The following is a 22,517-nucleotide window of genomic DNA, read 5'->3' on the forward strand; positions in this document are numbered from 1 at the left end:
CAATCTTTACGAGCTTTTATTTGCTGTTGTTGTTTATTCATGGATAAAGATTTTCAACTTTACACCATAAATTTAAGTCATTTTTGTAGCGGATCTATTGATACTTTACAGTTCAAGTGTCACAGGATTGCCATCAAGGTGATTACCAAATACTGTTATGTACCCATTCTTTTGATCAATACTCACGCATTTATTAGAGCTATGACTGATTGAAAAAATAGTTTCAATCTTATTGTTAAAGGATTCAGCTTTTGGTTCAATATAACTATTACTGATCAGATCATCACAGATAATAGAAGAAGCTAATTTTAGATCTTCTACATTCAAATTATAAGGATCATCATATTCAACTTCATCAGACTCAATTTTCTCTTGTAGTTTAATATGTTTTTTAATATTTTCAATTAAATTTTGTGATTTTGTATATTGCTTGTTTGTAGTATTCATGCTGTTATTTTGTCCCATACTATTACAAGCAATGAGTAGTAGAATAATTGTAAAAATATTTGAAGTTCGCATCCCAATTTGTGTTTAAAAATTAAAACAAGCATATTTAATTATGAATTTAATCCGGAGCGCCTACACTATCAAATCCTTCTGCGTAACTAATTACTTCTTTTAAATTTGGAAGATTATAATAATTATTTTTCTGCATTTCTTCTTTCAACTTGGGCCATTTAATCTCACTTCTTGAATCATCTTCAAAATATGCTCCTAAAATATTCCATCTAAGATCCCAGCCATCCTGATTCCTATGATTTTTTTTGAACAGGAAATCATAAGTATTTGCAAGATAAGCTACCATTTTAATTTTTTCATTCTCTGAATAATTATTGTATTCATCTGTTTCTAATAATTTTGAAACAAACTCCATTAATCCATGTAAATCTTTAGGATTAGAGCTCTTTTGATAAGTATCAGTCAAACTCTGCAATATCCCTTCCCGTATTTCTAATTCTTTATTACAATTTTTGGCAAATATAAGTTCACCTATTTTATATTGATCTTTAGATTGAATATATTCATTAATAAGCATTTCATTAAATTTAGGTTCTTTATCATAACTTAAATTTTTAACCAATAATTTTATAAAGTTTTTATCATGAGTCACTAACCAAATGATATATGCTTTGTTATCATTGAACAAATACATATTTCTGGCAATAATTCTTTGATTATTTACTTTTCTTTGCTCTTTTAGATTTACCACATCTTTCCAGTGTGGAATTTCAACGTCGACTTGTGAGCTTGATTTTCTAATAATTTTACTAGATTCGATATCACTTAATGTTGGATATTCTTTTTGATAATCAATAATTTCAGGTAAATAGTAAAAGTCGGTGAAAAGTTTTCTTTTTTTGTCAATATATCCTCCTTCATAATCAACACTATTATTACTATAAGTTACAAAACTTCTGTCACATTTATCAAAATAGTTTACGTATAAAAAATGTGATTGAGAATCTGAATCAATGATTCTTCCAAAAATATTTTTGATTTTTTTATTAAAATCTTCAGTACCAAGAGTATTATACCCATTTGAATTTAATAATTCATGAGCTACTATGGCTGTTACTTCCAATTCTTTAGCCTCAAATTGAATTTTTGGTAATCCTGCACCAGCATCATCAATAGTGTAGGTTGATCCCTGTTTAAGTTGTTTTTTTAAGACATTTTCGACGATACTATCACTCTTGTATTTTGTACCAGTAATAGAATGAATATCTTTTTTTTCTTGCCCGTTATTATTACCACTAACGAATAGTAGAGGTACCATCAAAACATTTAGTATTTTCATCGTGTAAATTTGTGTTTCACAATTAAAAAGAAGCACACCCATTTCTGACTGTGCTTGATATATTATTTTTTAGGATGTTGTTTTCGCCATTCTGTAACATTCATAGGTCGGTTATCCGGGCCACATGTTCCGTTGTATTCACATTCTTCGACAAAATATTCATCATAGTCTGCATTATCCCACCATTCTTTAAATTTTGGAAGGTTGAAATAATTATTTTTCTGTAAAATATTTACCTCGTCCTTATCTAAAAAGAATCTTAACCTTCCCATCATCTTAGAGTTATCTCCATATCCAGAAACAAATCTTTTGTCATACTTATATTGTTCAGCAAAATAAACAATATTCGCTAGTATTTTCACTTTATCTTCCTTTGAAACACCCGTTTCTTTGTTATTAAAATCAGCAAAATATTCAATATATCCTTTGATATAATCAAGTAAAAATCTATTCTCATTTGACATATCGTTTGTTATATCTGGAGTATAAATCTCTTGTAAAATTTTAAAAGTATTAGCATGTATTTTTACTGTTTCATCACATTGCTTTACCCAAAACAAATTCCCATAATCAGACGGATCTTTTTTATCAAACTTTGTTCTTTCAATAACCCACTTCAATAAATCCATATCCTGAATGTAGCCAAAAGTTTTTACTAAAGCCTCCATAAAATATGAATCATTAAGGGTAAGCCATTTGTATTGAGCCTTATTATCATTAAACAAATAGAGGTTACGCGCAACTAATGTCTGTATGTTCTTCTTTCTCTGCTCCTTCAGATTGGGCATATCTTTCCATAAATATTTCTTAACTTCATTTCCATTTGCATCTTTATAGTTTTTTGAAGCCGAATTTTCTTCCTGAGCTGCTTCACTATATGTTTTTTGATAATCAATAATCAAGGGAAGTGGATAAAGATCAGTAATGAAGTTCTGATTTTTAACTACAAATACACCATTATTCTCTGCGTTATTTGGAAAAAAATTCAACTCCTTGTCACACTTATCAATTAAATTGATATACAGAAATTTACTGGTTGAGTTTTTATCAATAATCCGGTTAAAAATCTGTTTTATTTTATTACTAAATTCTTCATTGCTGAGAACTTTATAACCATTATCTAAAAGTAATTGATTCAATATTGGAGTTGCTACTTCCAAATCTTTATCGGAATACTGGTATGGATTATCAAAAGAAGGTTTTCCGTATTCTAATTGTTTTTTTAAAACTATCTCAACAATTTCATCATAATGATATTTTGTGTCAGTAATAAAATTGGCATCTTTCTTGTCCTGCCCTTTATTATTACAACTAATGAATAATAGAATAGCCGTTAAAATATTAAAATTTTTCATCATTTATTGTATATGTGCTTTTATGTTAAAAACACAATTGGATCGAGCTATGTTGATTTTTTCACTTATTCAGAAGAGTGTTCCATAATTCCTTGCACCCTTATTAGGCTATCTTTCAAATCATGTAGTCCATAATAATTGTTTTTCTGAAATACTGAGATGATGTTTCTATCTTTTACTATACTATTATAGAGCACACTTTCGGCATTCCAAACAGCCCTTCCGGAATTAACACCTGCAAAATTCAAATAAAATGGGTCAACTGTATTACCTATGTAAGCAAGTATCTTATATTTTTCGTCTGTTGTAAAACTATTATTATCTTTCAAAGCATATCCAAAATTTTCTAAAGCATTAAGTAGTCTATTTTCATCTGATTTCGTATGTTCTTTTATATAATTTAAAAGTTCTACCCTTATTTCTAATTCTCCCTTACAGTTTTTAACAAAAATAATATCACCAATAGCGGAAGAGGTTTCATAGTTATTCAGATACTCGCTCATCACAAGATCATTGAACTTTGGTTCTTTAGTGAAACCAAATTGCTTTACAAGAGTTTTAACAAAAGAAGGATCTTGTGTAACAAGCCACGTTATATATGCTTTATTATCATTAAATAAATACATATTACGAGCTACCAAAATCTGGTTATTCTTCTTTTGTTGCTCTTTTAAATTAGGTATATCTTTCCATTGAGTTACTTTCAATCGGCCTTCATTTGTTTCTACTTCAATAGGAATATCTTCTATTTTTTTTAAGTCAGGATAGTTTTTTTGATAATCAATCAGTAATGGAAGTGGATAAAAATATGATATTAATTTATTATTTTTTGATACATAAATATTTTGGTACTCTGCAGATAGAGGAACAAAAGATAGCTCCTTATCACATTTATTATAAGTATCTATTTTAAGAAAATTACTAGAACTAGTAAAATCAATTCTTCTACCAAATATTTGTTCTATTTTAGCTGCAAATTGATCATTTGTAATATTCTTATAACCATTAGAATGAAGAATAGAGTCTTCCAATTCAATTAACGCAATAAGGTCTTTTTCCGAATAATCACTAAAACTTCCATATTCCTCGGCTGCACCTTTTTTTAGCTGTCCTTCAAGAATGCTACTTATTTCTATTTTTTGCATAGTATTATTTTTTACATTTTTATATGTAAGTTCTTGCTTTTTTTCCTGGCACTGAATAAGACAAAAAAAACAAGAAGCAATTAAAAGCTTCGCAATCCCTAATTTATCTTGAACTTTCTCCATTTTCATCCGATTTAATATCTAATTTTAATGCTTTCTTACTTGCTTCATCCGCAGATGAATAATTATCATTATTTCCTAACTTATCAATATCTTTAATAACATAACCTTTAGGCTTATAAAATCCTCGGAATATTTTATAATGTTCTGTACCATTTTTCTCTTTCCAAGATACGAAAACATTACCACTGCAATTATAACTTGACATTTTAAGTTTATCAGATTGATTTCCTCCAAGACAAGCATAAATTTCAGTTCCAGGTAACTTTCCAAAAATAAATGTAGCATGACCGGAAGTTTCTATTTTTGTTCCTGTAGAATCACAGTCAGAAAATATAGCTACGGCACCAAAAAAAACCTCACATTTTTCTGCTTTTGTACTACTAAGAAACATTCTTGATCCAGCAGAATGTGGACTTGGCAAATCCTTCTGTTCTATACACCAACAGACAAATGAAGCACACCATGCCGTACCACTTCCAGCATCTGTTCCTCCTCCATCTTTATGATAGGTTTTTATTCTACTATCTATACTACTTTCATCTTTTCCTCCATATAATTTCGCTTCTGCTACAGCAATTTCCATCCATGGACTTCTTCCAGCCAAATTCAAATCTGTTGCTTTCCCCCACTCACATTCAGATGTTTTGAAAGTTTTCGAGGTATGATCATCGAATGCTTTTTGTTTTTCTGCGTAATTGTCAGAATCTTTTCCATTTTCATCTTTTGTAGCGACCATTTTACCTACTTTTTTACTTACAGGTAAGGTATCTTTAGAGCCATTGACGATTGTATTAATTCCTTTCCATTTGAAAAAGGCCATAGAAGATATTACCGCAGCAGAAATATTTGTTAAAACTAAATCTGGGTCTGCTATAATATCAGCACCTTCCTTTTTAGTATATGTATTTGCATACTCGTATGCTTTTCTTCCTGTAAGCTGTATAAGTCCTTTCCCTCTAAAATTCCAACCATCCTCTGCTTGGGTGTTTCCTAATTCTTTGCCCTTATCACTTGTAGGAGAATAAGCCCAATTGGCAATATTTTTTTGATTTTCTAGAGTTACACCTGGCTGGTTTGGTTTATCTACGGCTCGCCCCCAAAGCTTTGCATTATCTCTTCCTTCCTGAGTCCTGAATGCCGCAAATGTTCCAGGTAATTTTTCCCAAAACCAATTAAAATTTTCTCCTTCTTTTAAATGAAGGGTCTTTCCAGTTTCTACTCTGGCTTGTGCAAATAAATGTGCTTTATTCCAACAAGTATTCATTCCTATTTCCTTCATATATTTTGTATAGGCAGCCGCAACCAGTGTCAGGATATTAGGGTCAGCAGTTGGAAAAATTTCCTTTAGCTGATCAGCAGTTACGGGAGCATTACATCTGGGACATCCTCCCCCTTCCCTCTTCACCTCCGCCATTTCCACCACCACAGGCATCACATCATTATCAATAGCTTCGGGGGTCTCTTTCTGAGATACTTTAAGACAGCCACTTTCGTAGAAGATAAACTGCTTTCTTAGTTCCAGCATTTCTTCTTTTGTAAAGGGGGTTCCGTCTTTTTTATACGCTTTAATCCCCAGTTTTTCCATATCCTCTGTTCTAACCAGATCCGCTGGAAGTGTACTGTTGATCGTAAACTGGCTTTTTTCTATTTTCCAGACTTTCTTTTTGGGATCTGCGGGATCCTGAACCTGGCGGGAAACCTGCGCTATGTAATAGTCAAAGTTTTTCGGTGGATTTTTCCATTCTTCTTTTGCGGTGAAGACCACTTCAAGCAGGCCGTCTTTTCCTGTTTTTTCCTCGTTATAACTTTGTTTGCTTTCGTGGGTATAGGTGATATGATCTTTTTCGTTTAATCCTTCTTTGGGAATCTCCTTCAGCACATCAATCTTCAGAGTTTCTTCCGTCATATTGACGGTATGAACCCAAAGCTTATGGGTTTTGCCATAGAAAGTCTGCATCCGCTGAATATCTTTACCATCTTCGGTAGAGAACATAATCGATACAATTTTCTGTTCCGAAGTGATGGTCAGTTCTTCATTGGAATCCAAAACTTCAAGATAAGTTGTGGTGCTGTCTACCACCACAGGTTTCGTTCCCTGAATGGTAATATTTCCCGGAAGTACAATATCCGCAGATGAAGCTGCCTGAAGCTCTACCGTGAATACCAGACGGTAAGACGGGTTCGGATTTTCTGTCGTTTTAGGGATAGCAGCCAGCAATTTTTTCTTGTAATCATCATTCGTGATGATAAGGAATGAAGCTTTGCCTTCGTTATTAAGAGTAACTGTTTTCTCTTCCAGCATGTATTTATCTTTCTCTTTATAGAAATCATCACCTTCGCCTTTTACCCAGATTTTTACTTTTAACGTCTGATTCTGCAGTCCGTCAATTTCAATAAATCCATAGGTTTCCTCTCCGAATCCTGTTTCGGTACGTTTCACACCGGTTCCATAAGCCCACAGCGCTCTTTTTACAGCAGGTTCAGAAACCTTTACTTTCGCTTCTATTTTCTTTCCATCGGTATAATCTCCTGTTAAATAGGCAGAAATAGTGTATTCGCCGAGATCATTGAATGTAATGGTCCCGTCTCCGTTATTGGTCACTGTATCAGGAACTTCTATTTTTATGGCTTCATTGCCAGCCAGCGCAGCAATTCTTGCCGTTGCCGTATATTTTATTTTTGTTCCTTTCGGAATATTAGCTGCCGGAAGGGTAAATTTATCTATGACATTTTGAATCACCTCAAAATTAAAACAGTCTGATCCGGAAAAACCAGGCTGCTTTCCTGCTCCCAAAGGATTAGCATAAGCTTCGAGTATATATTTCCCGAAATATTGATTGCTGGCCAGTTTTGCATCATTATACAGAAGTTCAGCTACCTTTTTATTGATGGTGCCTGTTCTGAATGAAGGAGAGTTTTCAAATAATGCCACTCTTCCTAACCCATCTTTTTTTAGGTACCAATATACAGAAGTACCCGAAGGCATATAATTGACATTAAACTTCGAAGCCTGCACTTTAATGATATCACTGAATCTCACCAGACCCGGTTCTCCTTTTACTCCCATGACACCCAGACTGTTTTCAATCTTAATCTCCACAGATTGCGGTTTGGGATCTGTGGGATCTGTAAATGCTTCTACCGTATATTTACCGGCATTTTTAAAGGTAAGAATGACACGATCGCCAGCACCCGTTACAGAAACAAGGTGTGATGAAGAAGCTCCGGAAGAACTGTTATACAGAACAGCTGTTCCCTGCTTTACGGTCCAGTGAACGGTATTTACAGGCATAAAGAATCCTCTGTTCAGTATTTTTGCCTGATCTGTTGTACTGTTGAGTTTACGTTCAATGGATAGAGGTAAAGGAATATTAATCAACGTTGAAGAACCTGGACTAACAATTTTCTTAACAAAATCCTGTATAACTTCCACATTGAGAGAGCATTTGGCATCGCCTGCTTTTTTACCATAAGCTTCCAGCCGGTACTTTCCTTCTGTAAGTCCATCGAATATTTTACTCATGGATTGGCTGAAACTGCTTCCCAATCCAATAAATGTTTTTATTTTATCTTTTGTTCCTTCCCCTTTGAACAACGCCCAGATGATTTTTTTCTCATCACCTTTGAACTGGGCTTTTAAGTCCAGGTTATCACCACCAAAAGGGTTCATAACAGGAAGAAGCGGGCCATTCATTCCTTTGATATAGTAATAAGTACCACTCAATTTATCAGTCGGTATCGGTCTTACCATTGAAATGGATGAAACTGCTATGCTTGCCTGAGAAGCAGAGGATGACGGCCATTGTGGCGATGTATTGGCTACTGAAAACTCATCAGCTTCTTTGACATCTATCTGTGAAACATTATTGGCCTGCCCGGTGGTTGCAAAAGCAATTGTTCCGGGAACACCATATCCCGGACAGTTCCCTGTAGAAGCATCCAACAGGATTTTCATACTCTTATTGAATTCTACGTTTTCGTAGTAGTCTTTATATTTGATATTGCATTTGCCTTTACAAGGATAGGTTTTCCCGTCTGAACCTTTGCAGTTCCCGAATCCGTTTCCGCCTCCGAAACTATCTGCTTTATCATCAAGATAAGTCGCTACAGGTTTATTTTGTGCAAAATATTTGTTTTTGCCCAGTTTTTTTTTCTGGCTTTTCACTTCCATCGGAACGGCCGTACCATTGGAGTTGTTGGTTACAGAGCTGCTGCAGTACGCAGTGGCTCCTTCTATAATGATGTATCCTTTATCCGCCATGTCATTTGTTCATAAAGATTAAGTCATTGTGATCGTTTCCCGGTATACTGTTTTTTCTCCATCTGACAATATAAAGTCAGCGCTCTTTTTGGAATACTGTTTTTTTCGGGAATTATATTCCATTTGTATATTTAATTTTACCTGATACGATCCCGTCTGATACAGGTATTTTTTGTCCAATTCTTCTTTTATATGAACCGGAACTTTGATTTCAGAGGTAAAAAAGGCTTCAAATCCATATTCTCTCTGTTTGGCAATGATAATTCCGGTACATTCTACATCCCCGATTCCTTTGATATTCCAAACAATGGATTCATCATTTCTTTCTCCATTATCAACATAATAAGGAGCGAACAGCAACAGGTTCCAAAAGGGCTCTTTCAGTTTATTTTTATAAAAGACGGCTTCATCTTCAAATGTGGTCAGATATTGGTTTCTGAAAACATCTGCATTCTGGTATTTTTCCTGAAGTCCGGCTGTTTTGAATTTCCAGTCTTCAATATTTTTCTGATGATCTGCAGCGCCAAGAAAACTACCCTTTTCATCCACTTTTATTTCCACAGGATAGGAACTCTGCTCCAGCACATGTAGGATTTCCATAAATTTATTTTCTGATGGGAAAGGAGAATCTTCCATTTTCTCTATCTCCCAGTTTTTTGTATGATGCTCATTTACCTTTTCCTGAAGGGTAATTTTAAAAGATGAATAGAATCCTTTTGCTTCTCCAAACTGTATCTCAAGAGCATTTTCCACCTGATATTGGTGGGTTTCTGAAGTATATTTCTGAAAAGGTTTTACTCTTGTTTCTACCATATGGGATTATTATTTAGAAAAAATACACTGCGCTATTTATGCTTACAGGTTAATAATTTTATTTTAGCCACATCTGTTCGGATATTATTTAACCACTCAACCTGTTACTTTCTCATAAAAGAGTAAACATATTCTTTACCATCAGTACATTCATAAAATATCTGGTATTTATAATAATTCTGATGTAAACTAATGTCATCCAACCTCTTTTTTATTGAAGAAGCATTATTTTTTAACATTAATGTATCAGATGTACAGGGTATTTTATTGACAATGATTTTATAAACTGTTGTATCCTTAGGTTGATCAACATTATATTTAGGTTCTCTTAATACCTCTTTTGCATGATTTTCTGTTTTTATTTTTTCTAAAAGCATTTTTTCGGATGAACTTAAAGTGCCTTCCTTAGGTGTTGTAAGCCAAAATACAATGAGAAAACCATATCTATAAATGATAAGACACAGTATTGCAATAATTCCTATTATTAAATATTTCTTCATTAATTTTCTGTATAATATTTTTTTGTTTTTTCATCATAAAAGTAAAATTTAGAATTTTTATATACTCTTGAAAAAGGCGTTGGACTTTTTACTTTTAAAGCATTAAAATTCTTTTGTAATACAGTTGTAGACGTTCCTCCATATCCCATTCCGCTACCAGGTGTTGAGTAGGTTTTATTTTCCTGATTTACAAATTGGAACTCTATAAGCTCAAGATCTTCAAACCATCCCCACACAAAAGCTTCATCTTTTGTATACATATGTCCGAATTTATCCCCTTTCGGATTCTTTGATATACCGCTGAATTTCACACCTCTTATTATAGAGGAATCATTTGCATTTTTATACATAAGCACAGGATCCCAATCAATATCTATCTGGTAAGTTATTTGTGGAAATGTAACACCAAAACCTGATGTGTCTGCCGGAGATAAATGAATAACTTTTTCAATATTGAGTTTTTGATTTTTTAACACGCTTAAAACTCCTTCTGCGAAAGCTCCTCCCATACTATGGGAAACCACCATTATGCGACGCTCTTCCTTAAATATTTCCTGATAAAATTTTGATGCCTGATTTTTAAGTCTGGCTTCTGCAAACTCTTTACCTTGTTTATATCTATCTCCTCCTGATGAAAACTTTGTACCGGCACCATTTATGAAATATTCTTTTGTGGATTTAAAATACTTCTTAGCACTGCTTTTAAGCCCAATACCCCAATATTGTTCTCCCCATTCACTGCCTGCATATGGCATTTTTTTATTCCAGTATCCACAAATATAAATAATGATTGGCTCCAGAACTTTAAATGAAACTTCTGCTCTTACGTTTTGCTCAGGAAATTTAAAAAATGCATACACTCTTAATTTAGATATTTTCCGATCCTTAGGAACAATATAAGATATCTTCTCTTCACCTGTTACCTGAGAAGCATTTGCTAAAGGGGTATCATCATACTGTATCGCCCACTTAAGAGCTTTTAATTCTGATTTCGAAGGAGTTCTGCTATACTGTGTTGCTTTAAAATAAAACTTAACTCCCTTTTTTATAATCTTAACTTCTTTTGTACATTCTATATCTTCATAACATTTCACTGCCTTCACAAGTAATGACTGAGTTTCGCCTTTCCCCTGGTATTCATCAAATTTCTTCCCTCCTTTTTTCCCATAAAAGGTGTTCTCCTGAGGAGATTTAAAATCCAGAGTTCCCTTGGAAGCATCTTTCATGATATGTTCTGCTTCCTTATAGGATTTCCCAAAGACATTTCTTATAATATTTCCGCCTTCGCCTGCCATATTACTGCATTTTTACCTGTTTACCGCTATTGATAAGCACTTCCCTGGCACTCTCTACATTAATGGCATCTTTTGTACTGATGTAAGAGCCGGATTCCATATTTTCTGTAATATTTTTCGCTGTAGATTTTCTGCCTGCTTCTGCTGTTTCAATGATATTACTTGCTGTCAGGTTGTAGTCGTCATTGGCTGTTTCTGTAATATCTTCCCCAGCCATAATATTGACATTTCTCTGGGCAGAAGCAATGATATTTTTACCTGCATTGATCTGTACATTTTCTCCGGCAGTGAAGGTGATATTTTTGGGAGCATTGACAACAATATTTCCTTTTCCATCCATGAGATAAGTATTACCACTTGGATCTTCAATAAAAATACTTCCTTCCTGATCGTTAAAAATCACTTTATTTCCACTTCTTGTCTGAATAGATTTAAGATGGTTATTAATGCTTCCTCCCAATGCAACCTGTCCGTGGAACATTCCTCCCATCGCAAACGGAAAATCAGGATGATGGTATTCAAAACCTACCATTACCTGATCTCCTACTTCGGGCACAGCTACAAAACCTCTGTTTTGAGTGATCATATCTGTACCTCCTGCATCAGGGCTCATCATTCTGATAAAATGAGTGGTATCAGGATGTTGCTGCCAGTCGAATCTCACCTGTATTCTTCCCTGATTAAGCGGATCGGTATTGGAAATAACCGTAGCCACCTGCGGCTCAGCTTTAGGCTGTATAAAATCCGGTTTTGGCATAAATCCCGTGCCTTCAGCAATAGCTTCAAAACTTCCTGTATAATATCCTCTGGCATTGACTTCGTGTGAGACTTCGGTAATTGTAAGTTTTGTAAAATAGGAAGTCTGGCTGGTATCCGGTTTCCGCATTTCCATATCTGCAAGGCATCCCGGATATAAAAACGGAACGGTTGTATTTCCTGAAACCGTAAATACTTCTACAGCAGCACTGCCTGCAGCACTTTTCTGAGAATCGCTTACATCCACAAACATATTGGCATTAATGGGAGCCGGAGAAAGTGAACGGGTTTTAAAGATATTATTGTTCAGTTCATATGCTTTGGAGGGTATTTCACCCAAATGTCTGATATTATTTTCAGAGCCTTCCATTTTGGTATGGCTGCTGCTGTTATAGCCGAAAAACTCAGGATTGGTGTGCACCGCATTGAGTTCTACCTGCACATCTGTTGCGTTGCTTCCATATACAAGCCGGATCGGTTTTTCTGAAGGGGGAAGTTTTCCGAAATGAAGCACCTCGCCATCGTAGTAGAACTGCTCTCCGTAGGCTTCGGCTGTTCTTGCAAGATAGTTATAATGGGTTTCGTTATATTGTGAGCTATAATTGATATAGCTTTTATTCTGTGTATCTACTCTGAAATCAAATTTCTCTGATCCCAGGGCTTCTTTAAGTATTTTGTTGGCAATAATTCCTGTATTCACAGCCTGATCACCTCCAAAACTTTGAGTATGGGGAGCTGCATCCATCAATATGGTAGGACTCTGGCCTCTCAGCACAATATTTCCAAGGCTCATTTTTTCCTGGCTGAATGCAGCTTTGGTGATAACTCCTACAAAGGTTCTTTCCGGGCTTTCACTTTCGTAATCTTTGTATTTGAAAACAATGGTGATTCGTTTTCCCAAAAACTGGCGTGCCTGTTCCAGGGTATGGTTTTGAGCTTCCCCGAGAGAATCATGAGCTAAGATCAGCTCAAAATTGTGGTGTCTTCTGGCACTTTGCTGCAGACGGAAATGTTTGAAGTGTTTGATAATTTTGCCTTCAATCACAATATCCAGTTTCACCACACGGTTGATTCCGGGAATATGATTCTCAGAAATCTTATCTGAATTCGAGATATTTTTATTCATAGTGATTAGGTTTTTTCAGAACTTTATTCGAAATAAACAGTCGTTCTATAAGGTTAAAAAAGGCAGAACAGCATCCCTTGGAATGGGTGTACTATTCTGCCTGATATTTAAATTCTGAATGTGCTTAAGAAGGCCATGCTCCGAAGTATGATGAATTCCCCAGGTCTATCTGTTCTGCACTTACCACAAAACTGATATACATACTGTTGTCATCCACAGCATCGAAATCTACTTCATGCTGGATTACATAACCGTTGTTCCACTTCAATGTTGTTAATGTTCCTTCTTCGTGAGATTTGTTGAAAGTAATCTCTCCTACTGTAGGCTTATATTTTCCGTTCAGTAAACTTTCCAGGATGTCTGATTTTTCAGTAGCTTCTACTGTGATTTTGATAAGAGCATTGGAAGGATCTGATGCCACACGCCCTGAAACGTCCGTAGATCTTGATACACTGTAGTTAAGCTTTAACAGTTTTTGCCCTTCACCGTTGTTGAATTTTAAAATTCCTCTTGAATTTCTTTCTGCCATGATTGTAAATTTTAATGGTTAATATATTGTGATTGTTTGCTTTCTATATCACCAAATATAGATGTATTTACAAAAAGCAAATTACATTTATTATTAAATTTCGAAAAGTGTAGTAATAATACGACTAACACCCGTTAGGTAAATTATCTCTTATAAATCAGGTGTTTGCTGCTTTTTATCACTGAAAATCGGATGATTGTATTGACTGTTTAAAGAAACAAAACTATATTCCAAAAGCAACTGTAAGAAAAATCTTAAATACCAGGGCAAAAAATCTTTTAATAAAACGCTTTGAAAATAACGTTAAAAAAAAACAGAAAAAATTAAAGTACCAAAATACTGATGAACAGTACATTGAATACTGAAACCAGCTTTAGCAGGATATTTATTTGAAAAAATAAAACAAAATACTTGCGTGGTATTATAAAATGTTATACTTTTGCAACACTTTAAAACAACGAAGTAATAAACGAAAACATAATGGTTTCTTAGCTCAGTTGGTAGAGCAATGGATTGAAAATCCATGTGTCCCTGGTTCGATTCCTGGAGAAACCACTTTAAGACCTCTAATTTATTTTAGAGGTTTTTTTGTTACCTTATTTTCCTAAACCAATGTGGGATCAATTTCAATGATTTTTTTAAGCCTGATCATAATCTTAAACCTTCTTAGCACGACTAGAAGTACGATGATGTAGTAAATAAGTAAATCAACTATGCAGCCAGTTCAAGCATTCAGTAATCTGCAATTTACTGATAAAAACTTCAGCATTCACTTCCGGTTCCGGTGAAAGTCTAAGCTCTACTTTCTGGCTGGAATGCTTGATAATTTCGGAAACCGCGTCTTTATTAATGATAAATTTCCTGTTGATCTTAAAGAAAATTTCAGGGTTCAGCTTCTGAATAATATCTTTAATGGTATCATCATAAATATAGGTCTGATGGTCTTTAGTAGTCAGGAAAAGGTACTTTCCGGAGGCAAAAAAATAGGCAGTGTTATGCTCGTCTATTGATTTGAGTTTATTTCCTTCTCTTACCATGAAACGTTTCATCACCTCATCGCCTGCCTGCCGCAGTGATGAAATAGATTTAAGAACCGGTTCAGGATCAAAATTATTTCTTATGGAGATAAACTTTTGCAAAGCTTTATGCAGATCCTCTTCTTCAAAAGGCTTCAGAAGATAATCAATGGTAAAATGTCTGAAAACCCTCATGGCATATTCATCAAATGCAGTAATGAAAATAATAGGGGTAAAAAGCTCTATCTGTTCGAAAATTTCCAGACTCATTCCATCCCCAAGATGAATATCCATAAAAATAAGATCTGCCGAATCTTTTTCAAAGAAATCGATTGCCTGTTTTTTGGAACGAAGAATAACAGTCTCTGTAACAGGGACTATGCTCTGTGTATCCAAAAGATTTTTCAGATAATTCACAGCCAGCAGTTCATCTTCTATAATGGCAATTTTCATAACGATGCAAAAGTACAAAAAAACCGCTGAAACAATTAAGTTCAAGCGGTTTCCTCTGTATTGAATTTGATATGAAGTTCTATAAATTAGGGTTATTCTTCTTCGCACTCATTGGATATTCAATGGTATATCGCGGATCATTCTGCTGAAGAATATACTCGTTGCCACTAATGGTGTGGCTTATCTTTTTCTGATTTGCTCTTCTTAAGTCGAACCATCTTTGTCCTTCCAAAGCAAATTCTCTGAATCTCTCATCCAGAATAAATGTCATAAACGCAGCAGAATCCATTGTGTTTACTGCATTTTGTACTGAAGTATATCCTTCCGGCGTATATCTGTTTTTTAATACTTTCAGTAATGTTTCTTTAGCTTCAGCCAGTTTATTCAGCTTTAATAATGCTTCAGACTTGATAAAGTACTGCTCCGCTGTTCTGAAAGACACTTTGAATTCTAAACTTCCTCCTTTAGTGACTTTATACTTACTACCATTTTTTTCAAAATACATGCCAAACCTTTTATCTGCCGTAGAATTGTATGAAGAAATCAGTTCCGGAGATGCAAAAGATAAATTTTTGATTGAATTATCCCATGTATTATCCAAAGCCATGATTGACTCCGGGGAAGCATAATGGTTAGGTGGTGTGTTTAGCGTATTTAAATTGCTCAGATCTCCTTTTACTGCCAATACCTGATCTGCATAGTTTAAAGCCTTGTTCCAGTCTCCTTCATATAGCGCTGCTCTTGCTTCAAAAGCCAGCAATGCTGTTTTTGAGAACCTGTAATTAACTCCCAGCGGCTGCTTCTGCTCAACCATCAAATCCTCAGCTTTTTTAAGATCTGCATGAACCTGATTGTACACCTCCTGTACTGATGATGGCTTCAATACCTGTTCAAGATCGATTTCAAGACTGATCGGGACTCCTCTGTCAGTAGAAGCTGTAGCGCTATTGTACGGTTTACCATATAAATTCACCATATCAAAATACAGGTAAGCACGAAGAGCATACGCCTCTGCTAAAATCTGATTCTTTTCAGGAGAATCCTGCATGGTTTTGCTTCCTTCATTGATAATCTGATTCAGATAAAAGTTCACGGAATAAAAGCTTACCCATGGAAATTCCGTAGATGCCTGATCATTATTAGCGTCTTTCCACATCGCAATTTCACGATAGGAAATAAAATCTGTTGAATTATCATCGATATTCACCTCATCGGTACGAAGGGCTACCAGTGATTTGTGAACAGGATATTTTGAATACGCAGATGTAAGGACTTTTCTATAGTCTTCAGTAGTCGTAGGAATCACTTTTCCTTCCGGCTGAATATCTAAAAACCTGTCGCATCCGATATTGATAAAGCTGATTGCTGCAAAAGCTATGATTGCTGTAATTTTTCTCATTTTTCTCAAGTTTTAAAAAGAAACATTAAATCCTACGGTCACCGACTTGGTGATAGGCTGTGCATAAATATTACCATACGTTTCCGGATCGAAATATCCTTTGTATCCGTTGCTGAATACAAACAGGTTACGTCCTTCAACGCTCAGTCTCAGGCTCGAAATCCCCATAGGATTTGTAAATTCTTTAGGAAGTGTGTACCCTAAACGGATGCTGCTGATTCTGATATAGCTGATTTCTTTTGCCCATACATCCAGTAAGCTGTAGGCATTGGAACGGTTTCCTGTAAACCATTTATTGGCCATCCATCCGTCCGGGTTAGCTTCCATATCAGGACTTGTAATTCCCGGAAGCGAACTTCCAGCTTCATAAATATCTCTGGTGTAGTTTCTTCCTCTGTCTAACTCCATACCTCGGTAAGAAGGAGTTCTCATTACTGTCTGCTTCAGGTTGAATGTTGCAGAGATGGTAAGGTCAAAATTACTTACTTTAAAGGTGTTGATAATCCCTCCGGTAAATTTCGGATCTCTGTCTCCTACATAAGTAAACAGGCTTCTCAGCTCAGCATTTGAAAGTTTGGTATCAACAAGCTGCCCTGGCAGGAAATCTGCATACACATCATATAACTTAAAGAATTCTGCTGCTGAAACCTTCTGATCTCCTTTCCAGAATAATGGGTTTCCCTGTTCATCCATTCCTGCTGTTTTCAAAGCAAAAACAGCATTTACCGGAAGTCCTTCTCTTGATGGAAGCAATGCATTATCACGCGGCTGCTCACTCAATACTCTGCTCTTGTTATGTGCAAAGTTAATGGTAGTCGTCCATTTGAAATTATCATGATTGATGTTTCTGGTAGATATCGCCAGTTCAAAACCTTTGTTGGTAAGGCTTCCCCAGTTCATCATCGTATATTCGAATCCTGTTTCCAAAGGAGTTTCTTTCATACTGATCATATCCGTACCTTTTCTGCTGTAGACATCAGCGGTAAGGCTTACACGATTATTGAACAATCCCAAATCAAGACCTAAGTTGGTATTGGTTGTTTTTTCCCATCTCAGTTTATCGTTAGGAGGGCTGAGAACATTGATAATGGATTCTTTTCCTCCCGGAAGAATGGTGGCATCATTATATTCACCGATAAAGAATGGTGAGGTGTTTCTGTCGATATTTCCCTGAAGACCGTAAGATGCTCTCAATCTAAGGTTGGATACAGCAGATATATTTTTCATAAAGTCTTCCTTCGTTACCAGCCATGATCCTGAAACGGCCCATATCGGAAGGTATTTATACTTTTTGTTAACTCCAAAGAGGTTAGTACCGTCATATCTCACACTTCCAAAGAATGTATATTTCTGATCATACGTATAAGAAGCTGTAGCAAACATAGATGCATAGGCATTCTCGATAGGAGCTGCTTCACGGTAGGTTTCATATCTTTTATCAGCTGCAAAACTTGAATTCGGGAAAACAATTGCTGTGGCTCTTCTTGTCGCAGGATCGTATCCGAAAGCCCTCGTGATGGTTGTGTTATCTTCTGTTTTACGGATTTCTGTTCCTGCCATCAGATCAATCTCATGCTTATTGATCTTTGTGCTGTACGCCGCCTGTAATTTCCAGTTGTACTGGAAGAAATCATTATCCCAATTTTGTTTTACCGCACCAGCCGGCAGAAAGTAATTGTATTTACCGTCTTTGTAATAACGGGTATTTTCTCTCATTTTTCTGGTGAAGTAAGTATTCTCTGCTGCAAATTTCTCTGTTTTATTAGCATCATACTGAAGTCCCAACTGAGAAGTAAATCTTAAACTTTTTGAAGCTTTGTATTCTAAATCTAAAATTGCTTTCAAAGAGTTATTTTTCAGTGAATAGTTGGTATTTTCTCTTTCTTCGAGGAAGTTGAAAGGAATATAACGGTCTTCAAAACCATCCATATCTCTATCATAGTTGTAACTTCCGTCTGCATTGAAAGGCTTCAGATATGGATTGGCATTTCTTGAATAGTTAACAGGGTTTATTGAAGCATCAGCGTCCGTTACAAAAGATGTACGTTCACTTTGTGTTCCGAAAATAGAGATTCCTGCATTTAACTTATCGCTTAGTTTATAATTGTTTTTCAAAGTCAGGTTATAACGCTTAAAACCTGTACCGATAGTTGTTCCTTCTTCATCATAATATCCCAGGGAGAAATAGTAATCTGCGCGATCACTTCCTCCTGAAACACTTAATCCGTATTGTTTGTTGATGGCATTTCTATACAACAGTTTGCCCCAGTCTGTATTGTTATTTCTTAAACCGTTAATTTGTTGGCGTGTGAATGAGTTCAATGCATCAAAACCTCCGTTTCTGAAAGCATCAAGCTGGTTATTCTGAGTCAGAATTCTCATTACTTCTCCTTTATCGGCACGGTACGTAAGATCTGCGCGCCTGGCAAGCATCAGTTCCAGGTCTACTTTTTCAGAAGCATTTAAAAGATTTAATTTATCAAAATCAGGACGAGAGGTAACGAAAGTGTCTGCTGAGAAGTTCAGTTTCAGACTTCCTTTCTTTCCTTTTTTGGTGGTAATGGAGATAACTCCGTTAGCTGCTCTTGCTCCATAAATAGCTGTTGCTGCGGCATCTTTAAGGATGGTAATATCTTCAATATCGTTAGGGTTTAAGCCTGCGATAGAGAAGTTCTGAAGCTGATCAATATTGTCTTTATCAGTAAAATTCGGAACATCATTTCCTTCTAACGGAAGACCGTCAATGACCCATAGCGGATCCTGGGGACCGGAAAGGGAAGCTGTACCTCTGATTCTGATCTTCGCCGGACTTCCCGGAGCTCCCGTTTCAGGAGTTACTGCCACACCGGCAATCTGCCCTGCCAGCATCTGGTCTACACTGGCAACACCAGCCTGGCTGATGTTGTCCATTTTCACTGTAGAAACCGCTGAGGTCTGCTTACGCTTTTCAATTTTCTGATACCCTGTGATAATAACTTCCTGGATTTTATTTTTATCTGAAATCTCAGAAGTCAGTCTGATGGTATAGTTGGTCTGTCCTTCATTCAGCTGAATGACTCTGGATTCATACCCAGGATAACTTACCAATACCGTTTTTGTATCAGCAGGGATTTCCAATGTAAATTTTCCGTCCTTATCGGTTACTGTACCTACTGATACACTTTCGATAATTCCTTCCAACTCCGTTTTTGTAGACACCGATTGGGTCTCGATTTTTATAGATGCACCGCTGATAGTCTGAGAAGTATTTCCGTCTTCTATTTTCCCGGTGATGGTTTTCTTTTGCTGGGCCATTGCTATATTAGCAGCCAAAAGAGGTAAAAGTATTAGAGTTTTTTTCATTGCCGTTTATTTGTTTAAAGCCTCTTGTATACGAATTATTAAATCTGTGTAATGTGCTCTGGAAGCATCATCACCTCTGTACCTTGTTCTGTTCAGTAAATCCAGAACTTTCTGAAGTTCTGCTCTCTTGTAAGTTGTCACTTCAGATACTCTTTTCATGGATGAATAATTGATATTCCTCAAACCATGATCATCTTCATGAAAATTACAGATGGTAGGCATATTCAAAGTATCATCTACTTTCAATCCTTTCACTGCTGTTTTTTCAAATAATTTGTTCACAGAGACAATCAAAGCATCCACATAATTTTTCTGAGTCATTTTCTCAAGCATCGTAAGGCTTCCTTTTTTACTGAAAATGGCAGTTCTTACCTGATCAAATAAATTCTCAACCGTATAGATTTCTTCTTTAGAGCCAGACATCTGATGTTTCAGCTCATTTTCAAGTAACCTCAACAATCTGTCATCCATAAACAAAGAATAGATATTTGCATACTGCATTCCTCTTGCCATGGTATATGGTGTCTGCTCGAATGGTCCCATTGGTGAATCCTTAACCGGATACGTTTTTTCTGTAATCGGATTAAAGAATAACCATTCCGGAAGGTTGATGGCATTTTTAACAAGATAATCAACTGCTCTTCTCTGAATTTCTGCAGGTACAGCTTCGTAAGCTTTCTTTTTGTTACCAAAAACAGTATTGTTCAGGTAAATTCCTCCTACATTCGCCATCACATGACCTGTATACAAATCCCACTGCCCGATCACGCCCAGATACAGTTTTCCGGCATCTGTGTATTCTTTACCATCTTCATACGTCCATTTCAGGAGGTTGTTAATTACCACTTTCAGGTTTTTGATTCCGTACTCGCTGGCTTTCATCGCATCATCACCTAAATCTTCAGACTGCGAACGTGGATCAATGGTTTCCAGGTAGCTCTGCTGCTCTCCATAGAAGTACATCGGGTCATCCTCGTGTTTTTCAATTAAGTTTTTCAGCGCTTTTTTCTCTACGAATTCATCAGGATACCAACGGTACCCCCACTCGATGGCATATTTATCGTAAAGACCAATTTTCGGAGTGATTGCTGTAACGCCATCTTCCGGCTGAGCTACATAATTGTAACGGGCATAATCCATGATGGAAGGTGCCGTACCGCCCATTTTGTCTGTAAATTCTTTGGAACGAAGCGACTCTACCGGGAATGCAAAAGATGCTCCCATATTATGCTTCAGTCCGAAAGTATGTCCTACTTCATGAGATGAAACAAAACGGATCGCTTCTCCCATATGTTCATCACTGAATTTATTTCCTCTTGCTTTAGGATCAATAGGTCCGGTTTGAATTCTCATCCAGTCATGAAGAGAAGTCATTACATTATGCCACCAGATGATATCTGCTTCGATAATTTCCCCACTTCTCGGGTCTACTACTGATGGCCCCATTGCATTTGACTTTGGCGACGCGGCGTAAGTAATTACAGAATATCTTACATCATCAATATCAAAATCTTCATCTTTCTCATCCGGCATTTTCGCAATCACTGCATTTTTGAATCCTGCCTGCTCAAACGCCGCCTGCCAGTCATGTACTCCGGCGATAATCTTTTCACGCCATTGTTTCGGTGTTGCCGGGTCGATATAATAAACAATCGGTTTCTTAGGCTCTACCAGCTCACCTTTTAAATATTTTTCTTTGTCTTCATCTTTGGGTTCAAGATTCCATTTGGTAATAAAGAATTTCTCATCCATTTTTTGCTGGTTGTCATTAAACGACCAGTGTTTTTCGGAGAAAAATCCTACTCTTGAATCAGCTACTCTTGGTTTCATCGGTATTTTAGAAAGCAGAACCAGATTGGTAGTAACACCTAATGTTACCGGAAGATCTACCCCGCCTTCATTGACAGAAGTAGACAATTGGGACTTCACCACAAGGTTCTTGGGAAATGTCTTCACACCTTCTATATAAGAAAGACTTGACTTCACAGATCCTCCCAATCCTACATTAGCCAAAACATCATTAAAACTTTTCTGATTTCCGTCAAAAACTTTGTTCACTTTAATGGCTACAGCCGTAGAGTCGTTGTTCTGTGCCTCAATATCAAAGACTTCAATCACAGATTCTGAAAAATTGTCTTTCACAGATTTTGTAATGGCGTCATTTTTAGGGGATGACACTTTAGGAACCACCGTTTTTACCCATACCTTTTTAGCTACAGGATCACGGTAAAAAGAGATGACCTTATTCTCATAATTCATTCCTTTGTTTAAACCTGCCTCATTGACCTGCATGGGTACCTGAGAAAGCTTGTTGACCACCAAAAACTGACGTCCCATCAAACTGTCAGGAATTTCAAAATAAATATCCGTTTTTACCTGAATGGTATTAAAAAGTCCTTTTTTATAGGTTCCCTTTTTGATCAGGTCTTCAATTTTTTTTGTTTTCTTTGAGGAAGAGGCCTCTGTCTTATCTGTTTTTTCTTTGTTGACCTTTACCGTATCTTTATCTTTTTTCTGTGCTATTGCCATTGGTGAGGCCATAGCAAGACCGAGATACAGTGCAAGTCTGTAATTCTTCATTAAAATAGTCCGATTCATTCCAAATA

At 36.0% G+C, this 22,517-nt stretch carries 14 protein-coding genes and 1 tRNA gene; 1 reads left to right on the plus strand and 14 read right to left on the minus strand.

Annotated features, from left to right (window positions below; all coding sequences use genetic code 11):
• Positions 1 to 105 precede the first annotated feature (105 nt).
• The 10 genes from FFS26_RS19565 to tssD all read right to left on the minus strand — a co-directional run bounded on the left by FFS26_RS19565 (position 106) and on the right by tssD (position 13,701).
• Positions 106 to 447 (minus strand): hypothetical protein, encoded by a 342-nt coding sequence (locus FFS26_RS19565; protein ID WP_137905894.1) that lies wholly within the window; start codon positions 445 to 447, stop codon positions 106 to 108.
• A gap of 118 nt (positions 448 to 565) precedes the next feature.
• Entirely contained in the window at positions 566 to 1,798 is a 1,233-nt protein-coding gene (locus FFS26_RS19570) for a hypothetical protein (RefSeq protein ID WP_137905895.1), read from the minus strand.
• Between the two features lie 62 nt (positions 1,799 to 1,860).
• Positions 1,861 to 3,156, minus strand: a complete 1,296-nt coding sequence (locus FFS26_RS22825) for a hypothetical protein (protein WP_228449465.1) — start codon at positions 3,154 to 3,156, stop codon at positions 1,861 to 1,863.
• 62 nt (positions 3,157 to 3,218) lie between these two features.
• Positions 3,219 to 4,421 (minus strand): hypothetical protein, encoded by a 1,203-nt coding sequence (locus FFS26_RS19580; protein WP_137905896.1) that lies wholly within the window; start codon positions 4,419 to 4,421, stop codon positions 3,219 to 3,221.
• On the minus strand, positions 4,402 to 8,682 hold the full coding sequence (locus FFS26_RS19585; protein WP_137905897.1) for a hypothetical protein: 4,281 nt from the start codon (positions 8,680 to 8,682) through the stop codon (positions 4,402 to 4,404). The genes FFS26_RS19580 and FFS26_RS19585 overlap by 20 nt, the downstream gene beginning before the upstream one ends.
• 18 nt (positions 8,683 to 8,700) lie before the next feature.
• Complete coding sequence (locus FFS26_RS19590; protein ID WP_137905898.1) at positions 8,701 to 9,495, minus strand: hypothetical protein; 795 nt, start codon at positions 9,493 to 9,495, stop codon at positions 8,701 to 8,703.
• A gap of 104 nt (positions 9,496 to 9,599) precedes the next feature.
• Positions 9,600 to 9,995, minus strand: coding sequence for a hypothetical protein (locus FFS26_RS19595; RefSeq protein WP_110010162.1), 396 nt, complete (start codon positions 9,993 to 9,995; stop codon positions 9,600 to 9,602).
• On the minus strand, positions 9,995 to 11,290 hold the full coding sequence (locus FFS26_RS19600) for a hypothetical protein (protein ID WP_137905899.1): 1,296 nt from the start codon (positions 11,288 to 11,290) through the stop codon (positions 9,995 to 9,997). The genes FFS26_RS19595 and FFS26_RS19600 overlap by 1 nt, the downstream gene beginning before the upstream one ends.
• A 1-nt stretch (position 11,291) precedes the next feature.
• Positions 11,292 to 13,172 carry a type VI secretion system Vgr family protein gene (locus FFS26_RS19605; protein ID WP_137905900.1) on the minus strand — a complete coding sequence of 627 codons (1,881 nt, stop codon included), beginning with the start codon at positions 13,170 to 13,172 and terminating at the stop codon, positions 11,292 to 11,294.
• A gap of 124 nt (positions 13,173 to 13,296) precedes the next feature.
• Entirely contained in the window at positions 13,297 to 13,701 is a 405-nt protein-coding gene (gene tssD, locus FFS26_RS19610) for a type VI secretion system tube protein TssD (RefSeq protein ID WP_047421063.1), read from the minus strand.
• 482 nt (positions 13,702 to 14,183) lie between these two features.
• On the opposite strand from tssD, the gene FFS26_RS19615 reads away from it, so the two are divergent.
• Positions 14,184 to 14,256: transfer RNA gene (locus FFS26_RS19615), tRNA-Phe, on the plus strand.
• Positions 14,257 to 14,408: 152 nt separating this feature from the next.
• Here the strand turns inward: FFS26_RS19615 and FFS26_RS19620 are convergent.
• The 4 genes from FFS26_RS19620 to FFS26_RS19635 all read right to left on the minus strand — a co-directional run bounded on the left by FFS26_RS19620 (position 14,409) and on the right by FFS26_RS19635 (position 22,491).
• The gene (locus FFS26_RS19620; RefSeq protein ID WP_110010165.1) at positions 14,409 to 15,170 is read right to left on the minus strand and encodes a LytR/AlgR family response regulator transcription factor; all 762 of its coding nucleotides are present in this window, start codon (positions 15,168 to 15,170) and stop codon (positions 14,409 to 14,411) included.
• Positions 15,171 to 15,249: 79 nt separating this feature from the next.
• Complete coding sequence (locus FFS26_RS19625; RefSeq protein WP_110010166.1) at positions 15,250 to 16,569, minus strand: RagB/SusD family nutrient uptake outer membrane protein; 1,320 nt, start codon at positions 16,567 to 16,569, stop codon at positions 15,250 to 15,252.
• A 12-nt stretch (positions 16,570 to 16,581) separates the two neighbouring features.
• The gene (locus FFS26_RS19630; protein ID WP_137905901.1) at positions 16,582 to 19,911 is read right to left on the minus strand and encodes a SusC/RagA family TonB-linked outer membrane protein; all 3,330 of its coding nucleotides are present in this window, start codon (positions 19,909 to 19,911) and stop codon (positions 16,582 to 16,584) included.
• Positions 19,912 to 19,917: 6 nt separating this feature from the next.
• Positions 19,918 to 22,491, minus strand: coding sequence for a zinc-dependent metalloprotease (locus tag FFS26_RS19635; protein WP_228406510.1), 2,574 nt, complete (start codon positions 22,489 to 22,491; stop codon positions 19,918 to 19,920).
• Positions 22,492 to 22,517: the final 26 nt, after the last annotated feature.

Origin of the sequence: Chryseobacterium sp. 2VB (genome assembly GCF_005503635.1) — a bacterium.
GTDB lineage: Bacteria > Bacteroidota > Bacteroidia > Flavobacteriales > Weeksellaceae > Chryseobacterium > Chryseobacterium cupriresistens.